General features: G+C 71.7%; 6 protein-coding genes. 2 read left to right on the top strand and 4 right to left on the bottom strand.

The features are described from left to right. Positions 1-374 precede the first annotated feature (374 nt). Positions 375-1,736, top strand: a complete 1,362-nt coding sequence (locus ACFC79_RS32245) for an NAD(P)/FAD-dependent oxidoreductase (RefSeq protein ID WP_376247597.1) — start codon at positions 375-377, stop codon at positions 1,734-1,736. 65 nt (positions 1,737-1,801) lie between these two features. Here ACFC79_RS32245 and rho read toward each other — a convergent pair whose 3' ends face one another. The 4 genes from rho to mutA form a co-directional block, all read right to left on the bottom strand. Beyond that, positions 1,802-2,944, bottom strand: a complete 1,143-nt coding sequence (rho, locus tag ACFC79_RS32240) for a transcription termination factor Rho (RefSeq protein WP_376247595.1) — start codon at positions 2,942-2,944, stop codon at positions 1,802-1,804. A 653-nt stretch (positions 2,945-3,597) separates the two neighbouring features. Next, a complete protein-coding gene (meaB, locus tag ACFC79_RS32235; RefSeq protein ID WP_376247592.1) occupies positions 3,598-4,617 on the bottom strand; it encodes a methylmalonyl Co-A mutase-associated GTPase MeaB in 1,020 nt (339 codons plus the stop codon). Between the two features lie 11 nt (positions 4,618-4,628). After that, entirely contained in the window at positions 4,629-6,830 is a 2,202-nt protein-coding gene (scpA, locus tag ACFC79_RS32230; protein ID WP_376247589.1) for a methylmalonyl-CoA mutase, read from the bottom strand. Further along, positions 6,830-8,695 carry a methylmalonyl-CoA mutase small subunit gene (gene mutA / locus ACFC79_RS32225; RefSeq protein WP_376247586.1) on the bottom strand — a complete coding sequence of 622 codons (1,866 nt, stop codon included), beginning with the start codon at positions 8,693-8,695 and terminating at the stop codon, positions 6,830-6,832. The genes scpA and mutA overlap by 1 nt, the downstream gene beginning before the upstream one ends. Positions 8,696-8,898: 203 nt before the next feature. On the opposite strand from mutA, the gene ACFC79_RS32220 reads away from it, so the two are divergent. After that, positions 8,899-9,294: a molybdopterin-binding protein gene (locus tag ACFC79_RS32220; protein WP_376247584.1), complete on the top strand. Its 396-nt coding sequence runs from the start codon at positions 8,899-8,901 to the stop codon at positions 9,292-9,294. The last annotated feature ends 24 nt before the right edge of the window (positions 9,295-9,318 follow it).

The following is a 9,318-nucleotide window of genomic DNA, read 5'->3' as shown; positions in this document are numbered from 1 at the left end:
CTGGAGTGGGCCACCTCCTGCCCGCCGCCGCGGCACAACTTCCTCACGCTGCCGCGGATCCGTTCCGAATCCCCGGCCTTCGACCTGCACCACCCCTCGCTCCGTGCCCTGGACGAAGCCGTGAACCGCCCCGGCACCGGTACGACACCGATGTCACCGGGCGGCGGGTCCTGAGGGCCGCTGGGGCGGTGGGGACGGACCGCGGGCGCGACGGTGCGGAACACGCCGGCCCCACCCGCCGAACCGCCGGGATCGTCCGTCCGCCGTTCCCAACAGGCGAAGTCGGGCACGGCTCGTGAAGATGGGTAAGGACGGGCGCGTGAGACAGGGCAGGCGCACGGACGACCGCGCATGCCCCAGAAGGGACGGACACTGTGGCACGACCCAGGATTCTCGTTGTCGGCGCCGGATTCGCCGGGGTGGAATGCGTACGACGCCTGGAGCGCAGGCTCATCCCGGGCGAGGCCGAGATCACGCTCGTCGCCCCGTTCTCGTACCAGCTCTACCTTCCCCTGCTGCCCCAGGTGGCGGCGGGCGTCCTCACCCCGCAGTCCGTCGCCGTGTCGCTGCGCCGCAGCCGCAAGCACCGCACCCGGATCATTCCGGGCGGTGGCATCGGAGTGGACCCCGAGGCGAAGATCTGCGTCATCCGCAAGATCACCGATGAGATCGTCTACGAACCCTACGACTACATCGTGCTCAGCCCCGGAAGCATCACCCGTACCTTTGACATCCCGGGCCTGCTCGAACACGCCCGGGGCATGAAGACGCTCGCCGAGGCGGCGTACGTGCGCGACCACGTGATCGCCCAGCTCGATCTGGCGGACGCGAGCCACGACGAGAACGAGCGGGCCTCGCGCCTCCAGTTCGTGGTGGTCGGCGGCGGGTACGCCGGGACCGAGACGGCCGCCTGCCTCCAACGCCTCACCACCAACGCGGTCAAGCACTACCCCCGGCTCGACCCCCGCCTGATCAAGTGGCATCTCATCGACATCGCTCCGAAGCTGATGCCCGAACTCGGCGACAAACTCGGGCGCAGCGCACTGGAGGTGCTGCGTGCACGCGGCATCGAGGTGTCGCTCGGCGTCTCGATCGCCGAGGCCGGTCCGGAGAAGGTGACGTTCACCGACGGCCGGGTGGTGCCGTGCCGCACGCTGATCTGGACGGCCGGGGTCGCCGCGAGCCCCCTGGTGTCCACCTTCGACGCGGAGACGGTGCGCGGCAGGCTCGCGGTGAACGCCGAGATGCGCCTGCCGGGCTTCGACGGCATCTTCGCGCTCGGGGACTGCGCGGCCGTGCCGGACCTCAGCAAGGGTGACGGCGCGGTCTGTCCGCCCACCGCACAGCACGCTTCCCGCCAGGGCCGCAGGCTCGCGGAGAACCTCATCGCCACGCTGCGGCACCAGCCGTTGATGCCGTACGTCCACAACGACCTCGGCCTGGTCGTGGACCTCGGCGGCAAGGACGCGGTCTCCAAGCCCGTCGGCTTCGAGATGCACGGAATCGCCGCCCAGGCCGTGGCCCGCGGTTACCACTGGTCGGCGCTGCGGACGAACGTGGCCAAGACCCGGGTCCTGACCAACTGGGTACTGAACGCCGTCGCCGGGGACGACTTCGTGCGCACCGGATTCCAGGCCCGCAACCCTGCGAAGCTGCGCGACTTCGAATACATCAACTCCTATCTGACGCCTGCTCAGGTTCGTGAGCACACAGCCGCGTTGCGTACGGCCACCTGATCCGGGGGCAGTGCCACCACCGGCCGGGGGCGTCGGCCGCCAAGTGTGCTCGTCATGGGCGTGGCTCAGGCGTGCGGAACGGTGAGGTGGACCGTGCGCAGGAAGGCCGCGTTGTCCGGGGTGCGCCGGAGCCGGTGCAGCAGCGTTTCGAGTGCGCCGCGCGGATCGTTCCTGGCCAGCAGGGCGCGCCGCAGCCGGCGTACCGCACGCAACTCCGCCTCCGGTAAAAGGAGTTCCTCGCGCCGGGTGCCGGAGGCCCGGATGTCGACGGCCGGATGGACGCGCCGGTCGGCAAGTGTGCGGTCGAGCCGGAGTTCCATGTTGCCGGTGCCCTTGAGCTCCTCGAAGAAGTAGTCGTCGGCGCGGGAGCCGGTGTCCACCAGTGCGGTGGCCAGGATGGTGAGGGAACCGCCCTCCTCGGCGAGGCGGGCGGCACCGAAGAGCCGCTTGGGGCCGGTCAGGGCGGCCGCGTCGACGCCGCCGCTGAGCGTGCGCCCGCCCGCCGCTGCCGCGTGGTTGTGGGCACGGCACAGCCGGGTCAGGGAGTCCAGCAGGACGACGACGTCCTTGCCCTGCTCGACCAGGCGCTTGGCGCGTTCGATCGCGAGATCCGCGAGCGCGACGTGCTCCCGCGCGGGACGGTCGAAGGTCGAGGCGAGCACCTCGCCCCGCACGGACCTGCGCATGTCCGTCACTTCCTCGGGGCGTTCGTCCACCAGCACCACCATCAGTCGGCACTCGGGGTGGTTGGCGGCGACGGCCTCGGCCATCTGCCGCAGCAACACCGTCTTGCCTGCTTTCGGCGGTGCCACGACGAGCCCGCGCTGCCCCTTGCCGATCGGCGCGACGAGATCGACGAGCCGGGTCGCCGGGCCGCCGGTGGGCGTTTCCAGGCGCAGCCGACGCCGGGGGTGGAGCGGGGTGAGATCGCGGAAGTGGGGGCGGCCGCGCAAGGCGTCGGGGGAACGGCCGTTCAGCCGTGCCACCTCGGCCAGGACGCGGGGCCGGTCGCAGGCGCCTTCGATCATGTCGCCCCGACGCAGGCCGTGACGGCGGATCAGTTCGGCGGGCACCTGGACGTCGGTGGCGGAGGGGGCGTCGGCCCGGCCGCGCAGAGTGCCGCGTCCCTGGGGTGTGATGTCCAGGACGCCTGCGGCGTCGGTGGTCAACCGCCTTTGATTCAGCGGGAGTTCGAGAGTGGTGGTCATGCGGGTGGTCCTTTCGCGGACATGGCGAATGAAGGGCCCGGACGACGGGGCGGCGGATGGGAGCACGCCCCCCGGTCGACGGGCGGAGAAGCCCGGGCGGCAGGCGCCGTACCGGACTGGAGAAGTGGTGCGAGAAAGTTGGAGCGCCGGTCGCGGGGGAACGGGCTCGGCAACTGATGAAGACGGGATCGGCACCAGGAGCCCCGAACCGGGGCAAGAGCATGAAAAGGGTGCCGAGGGAACCGTACCACGTGATTGTGCACCCGGTCAGTGGTGCGCGACATCTGCCCAGTGTGACGCCCGCGGCCGGCCTCCGGCCGGACGGGCGGTCCGTAGGTTCTGCCTTCCTGCGGGTCCGCGCCCGGAAGGGCCGGTACTCCTCCTCGGACGCCGCGGGCGTGGTCCCGGGGGTGAGGCGAAGGCGCGGGCCGTCCTGTGCGGGGCAACGAACGGTCCCGGCCCGCGAGGAGTTGACGAACGGACACCGCCGGGAACAGCAGGTGCCCGCGGGACGCGACGGCGCGCCCGGCCGCGGGCCGAGGGCACCCGGCGGTCGGGTACCGGCCCGGTCCTCGGGCGGCGTCCGGACCGAACGGCACCCGGCCCCGTCGGCTGTCGACGACGGGGCCGGACAGCGTGGCGGACCCCGCCCGTCAGTCCGCGACGCCGTTGCCCTCCGTCGCCGGGAGCGTGTCCCGGAACGCGCCGAGGATCTGCTCGGCCGCCAGCGTGGCCGTCAACTCACCGTTCCGTACCCGCTGTTCGAGACCAGGGGTCAGGGACCGTACCCCGGGATGGGCGCGCAGACTCTCCAGCAGCTCGTCCCGGACCATCGTCCAGGTCCAGTCGACCTGCTGGTCACGCCGCTTCGCCGTGAGCCGCCCCGTCGATTCGAGCAGCCCGCGGTGCTGCTCCAGCCGCTCCCACAAGGTGTCGAGGCCGGTCGACTCGCGGGCGCTGCACGTGAGGACCGGGGGAGTCCAGGCCGCGTCCGCCGGATGCATCAACCGCAGCGCGCCGGCCAGTTCGCGCGCGGCGGCGCGGGCGTCCCGCTCGTGCGGACCGTCCGCCTTGTTCACCGCGACGACGTCGGCAAGCTCCAGGACACCCTTCTTGATGCCCTGGAGCTGATCGCCGGTGCGGGCCAGCGTCAGCAGCAGGAAGGTGTCGACCATGTTGGCCACCGCCGTCTCCGACTGGCCGACGCCGACCGTTTCCACCAGCACCACGTCGTAGCCGGCGGCTTCCATCACCACGACGGACTCCCGGGTCGCCTTGGCCACCCCGCCGAGCGTCCCGGCGGAGGGCGAAGGGCGTACGAACGCCGAGGAATCCACCGCAAGGCGTTCCATCCTGGTCTTGTCGCCCAGGATCGAACCGCCGGTCCGCCGCGAGGAGGGGTCCACGGCCAGCACCGCGACCCGGTGGCCGAGCCCGGCGAGCATCGAGCCCAGGGCATCGATGAACGTGGACTTGCCGACCCCCGGCACACCGCTGATCCCCACGCGCCGGGCATTGCCGGAGTGGGGGAGCAGCTCGTGCAACAACCGCTGGGCCAGTGCCCGGTGATCGGGACGGGTGGACTCGACGAGGGTGATGGCGCGCGCGACGAACGCCCGCTTCCCGTCGAGCACACCCTTGACATAGCTGTCGATGTCGATCTTCGGAGGCATCGGTCAGCGGCTCACAGCTCGTGGCCGAGTGCGGTACCGAGCCGCGCGACCAGATCGTGCGCGGCGTCCGGGATCACCGTGCCGGGCGGGAACACCGCCGCCGCTCCCGCCTCGTGCAACGCCTCGACATCCTGCGGCGGAATGACTCCGCCCACCACGATCATGATGTCCTCGCGGCCCTCGGCGGCCAGTTCCTCGCGGAGCGCCGGAACGAGCGTGAGATGCCCGGCGGCCAGCGACGAGACGCCCACGATGTGCACGTCCGCCTCCACCGCCTGCCGCGCCACCTCGGCAGGCGTCTGGAACAGCGGGCCGACGTCGACGTCGAAGCCCAGGTCGGCGAAGGCCGTGGAGATCACCTTCTGGCCGCGGTCGTGGCCGTCCTGCCCCATCTTGGCGACCAGGATGCGCGGACGGCGTCCCTCGGCCTCCTCGAACCGGTCCACCAGGGCCCGGGTGCGTTCCACGGAAGGGGATTCACCAGTTTCGTTGCGGTACACACCGGAGATGGTACGGATCTGGCCCGCGTGCCGGCCGTACACCTTCTCCAGGGCGTCCGAGATCTCGCCCACGGTCGCCATCGCCCGCGCCGCGTCGACGGCGAGGGCCAGCAGATTGCCTTCGAGCCCGGGGCCCGGGGCCCGGCCCGCCGCCTCGGTCAGCGCGTGCAGCGCCGCCCGGCAGGTACGGTCGTCGCGCTCCTCGCGCAGCCGGCGCAGCTTCTCGATCTGCTGGGTGCGCACCGAGGAGTTGTCGACCTTGAGCACGTCGATCTGCTCGTCGCTCTCCACCCGGTACTTGTTGACCCCGATCACCGGCTGGCGCCCGGAGTCGATGCGTGCCTGGGTGCGGGCCGCGGCCTCCTCGACCCGGAGCTTGGGGATGCCCGCGTCGATGGCCCGCGCCATGCCGCCCGCCGCCTCGACCTCCTCGATGTGCTGCCAGGCCCGGCGCGCCAGGTCGTACGTCAGCTTCTCCACGTACGCGCTGCCGCCCCACGGGTCGATGACCCGGCCGGTGCCGGACTCCTGCTGGAGCAGGAGCTGGGTGTTGCGCGCGATCCGGGCCGAGAAGTCGGTCGGCAGGGCGAGGGCCTCGTCGAGCGCGTTGGTGTGCAGCGACTGGGTGTGCCCCTGGGTGGCGGCCATCGCCTCCACACAGGTCCGGGTGACGTTGTTGAACACGTCCTGCGCGGTGAGCGACCACCCGGACGTCTGCGAATGGGTGCGCAACGAGAGGGACTTGGCGTTCTTCGGCTCGAACTGCCCGACCAGTTTGGCCCACAGCAGCCGGGCCGCCCGCAACTTCGCGATCTCCATGAAGAAGTTCATGCCGATCGCCCAGAAGAACGACAGCCGCGGCGCGAACGCGTCCACGTCGAGACCGGCCGCCTGCCCGGCCCGCAGGTACTCCACCCCGTCGGCGAGGGTGTACGCCAGCTCCAGGTCGGCCGTCGCACCCGCCTCCTGGATGTGGTAGCCGGAGATGGAGATCGAGTTGTAGCGCGGCATCCGCTGCGAGCTGTACGCGAAGATGTCGGAGATGATCCGCATCGAGGGCTTGGGCGGATAGATGTAGGTGTTGCGGACCATGAACTCCTTGAGGATGTCGTTCTGGATGGTCCCGGCCAGCTTCTCCGGCGCGACGCCCTGCTCCTCGGCGGCCACGATGTACAGCGCCAGCACGGGGAGCACCGCGCCGTTCATCGTCATCGACACCGACATCCGGTCCAGCGGGATGCCGTCGAACAGCTGGCGCATGTCGTAGATCGAGTCGATCGCCACGCCCGCCATGCCGACGTCCCCGGTCACCCGCGGATGGTCGCTGTCGTAACCGCGGTGGGTCGGCAGGTCGAAGGCGACCGAGAGGCCCTTCTGCCCGGCCGCGAGGTTGCGGCGGTAGAAGGCGTTGGACTCCTCGGCGGTGGAGAACCCGGCGTACTGCCGGATCGTCCAGGGCTGGTTGACGTACATCGTCGGGTACGGACCCCGCAGGTACGGGGCGACCCCGGGGTACGTGCCGAGGAAGTCGAGCCCCTCCAGGTCACGTCCGGTGTACAGCGGCTTGACCGGGATGCCTTCCGGGGTCTCCCACAACAGATCGCCGTCCGAGCTGCCGGAGGACTCCTTCACGGCGGAACGCCACTGCTCCTCGGACACCCCGGCGTCGCCGCCGGACCCGAGTTCGATGCCGGAGAAGTCGGGGATACCCATCACGCCACACCCATACGGTCGAGAACGGAGGAGAGGACGGCCACCACGTCGCAGCCCGCGAAGACGTACGCGTCGACGCCGGAGTACTCGGCGGGCCGGCCCGCGAGGAACACCTGTCGCGCACCGGCCGACCGCAGGGCGGCGGCGACCGCCCCGGCCTGCTCGGCGTAGAGCGCGTCGCCGGAGCACAGGCACGCCACGGTCGCACCACTGGCCCGGAACGCGTCGGCGGCCGTCGAGGCGTCGACCGTCACCGGGTCGTGGACCGGTTCGATCCCGCCCGCCTGGAACAGGTTCGAGGCGAACGTCGCCCGCGCGGTGTGGACCGCCGCCGGGCCGAGCGCGGCGAGGAACACCTTCGGGCGTCGGCCGGTCGCCGCGAGGTGGGCGTCCGACCGGGCGCGCAGCGCCTCGAACGCCTCGTCGCGGCGAACCCGGGGCAGACCGCCGCCCGTCGCGGCGGACGGTTCGGCGGGCGCCGCCTCGCGTTCCACCGGACGCTCCGCCAGCTGCGGGAACTCGCTCACCCCGGTGATCGGCTCCTTGCGGCGGGCCAGATCCCCGCTGCGCGCCGCCCAGGTGGCCGCGAGACGCTCACCGATCATCCCGGAGCGCAGCGCGGCCGCCTGGCCACCCGCCCGCTCGATCTCCTGGAAGAACGCCCAGGCGCTGTCGGCGAGTTCGGCGGTCAGCCGCTCCACGTACCAGGAACCGCCCGCGGGGTCGATGACCCGGGCCAGATGCGATTCCTCCAGCAGGATCGTCGACGTGTTGCGGGCGATGCGCCGGGCGAACGCGTCCGGCAGCCCCAGCGCGTGGTCGAAGGGCAGCACCGTGACGGACTCGGCCCCGCCGACCCCCGCCCCCAGGCACGCCAGCGTCGTCCGCAGCATGTTCACCCACGGGTCGCGGCGCGTCATCATCACCGGAGAGGTCACCGCGTGCTGCCGCTGCGCCCCGCTCCCGGCAGCCCCGCACACCTCGGCCACCCGGGCCCACAGCCGTCGCGCGGCCCGCAGTTTGGCGATGGTCAGGAACTGGTCGGCGGTGGCCGCGTACCGGAACTCCAGCTGCGCACAGGCATCCTCGACCGACAGCCCGGCCTCCGTCAGCTGCCGCAGGTGGGCGACGCCCGTGGCCAGTGATGCGCCCAGCTCCTGTGCGGCCGAGCCGCCCGCCTCGTGGTACGGCAGCGCGTCGACCGTCAGCGCCCGCAGCCCGGGAAGCTCACTGGCGCATCGCAGCGCCCAACGGACGGCGGACTCCGGATCGGGGGCGCCGCCGGTGCGGGCGGCCCGCCCCAGCGGGTCGGCGCCGAGATTGCCGCGCACGGCCGACGCGTCGACGCCCCGCTCTGCGCAGAGCCGCAGCAACTCCGTGGCGGCGGCGTCGAGTTCGTCCCCCGCGTCGAGGACCAGCGGAGCCAGGTCGAGATAGACGCCGTCCAGCGCCCGGGCCAGGTCCGGCACCGGCACACCGGCCGTACCTCCCACGGCCAGCCACAGCGAGGTGGTGCCGTTCTCCAGATCGGCGAGCAACGCCTCGTTGAGGCGCGCGGGATCGGTCTGCGCGTGTCGCTGCCGTACGTCCCAGCCGCCCGCCGCGTTGCCCTCCGCCCTGCCCCCGCGTGTGTACGGGGCGAAGCCCGGATATCCGGCATCGGGGGCGCTGTCGCGCGAGGTGTACAGGGGACGGGTGCTGAGCCCGTCCTCCACCGTGGTGGACAGTGCTTCCTCGGCGGCCGAACCCGCGGCCTCCCTGCCCGACTTGCGCAGTACACCTTCGACGAGGTGCTGCCACTGGTCGTGGGAGGGGTGCGGGAAATCGGCGGCCAACGAAAGCCCGTCGGCAGGCAGGACCGTCATGCCCAGATGCTAGGGCAGGTCCCGCATGTGCTGCAGGGACTGCCTCTGTGACCTTGCCCTCTCCGGAAAGCGCCCGGACGCTCACGCTCGGTCGCGCGGGGAGACACGGGGACTCGGACGTTTCTCCGCCCCGCCCGGCAGATGCCCCATAAATCGCACAGATGAATTGTAGATGCCAGGAGAATCCGAATATCTTGGCGCACATGCAGTCCTACACAATCGGGCAGGCGGCGCGCCTGCTGGGGGTAAGCCCCGACACGGCCCGCCGCTGGGCGGACGCCGGAAGAGTCGCGACGCATCGCGACGCGGCCGGCCGCAGACTCGTCGACGGCCGGGACCTCGCCGCCCTCGCCGTCGAGGTCGGCCAGGGCGGCGCGGACGACGACGAGCCCTCGTACACCTCTGCGCGCAACGCCTTCCCGGGCATCGTCACCGGGGTGAAGCTCGGTGACGTCGCCGCCCAGGTCGAGATCCAGGCGGGGCCGCACCGGCTGGTCTCACTGCTCACCCGCGAAGCGGTCGAGGAACTCGGACTGGAGGTCGGCATGCGGGCCACCGCCCGCGTGAAGTCCACCAGCGTGCACATCGACCGCGTCTGACGGTGTCTCACCCACGACGCGCAC

This window comes from Streptomyces sp. NPDC056061 (assembly GCF_042266885.1).
In the GTDB taxonomy this organism is placed as follows: Bacteria; Actinomycetota; Actinomycetes; order Streptomycetales; family Streptomycetaceae; genus Streptomyces.
Note: the sequence above shows the minus strand (reverse complement) of the source record. Positions and strands in the feature narration are given on the sequence as shown.

What these genes read in the sequence shown, in the direction of transcription:
- rho (WP_376247595.1), bottom strand. Translation starts at nt 2,944, where the DNA reads ATGACCACCACTCTCGAACTCCCGCTGAATCAAAGGCGGTTGACCACC.
- meaB (WP_376247592.1), bottom strand. Translation starts at nt 4,617, where the DNA reads ATGCCTCCGAAGATCGACATCGACAGCTATGTCAAGGGTGTGCTCGAC.
- ACFC79_RS32220 (WP_376247584.1), top strand. Translation starts at nt 8,899, where the DNA reads ATGCAGTCCTACACAATCGGGCAGGCGGCGCGCCTGCTGGGGGTAAGC.
- scpA (WP_376247589.1), bottom strand. Translation starts at nt 6,830, where the DNA reads ATGGGTATCCCCGACTTCTCCGGCATCGAACTCGGGTCCGGCGGCGAC.
- mutA (WP_376247586.1), bottom strand. Translation starts at nt 8,695, where the DNA reads ATGACGGTCCTGCCTGCCGACGGGCTTTCGTTGGCCGCCGATTTCCCG.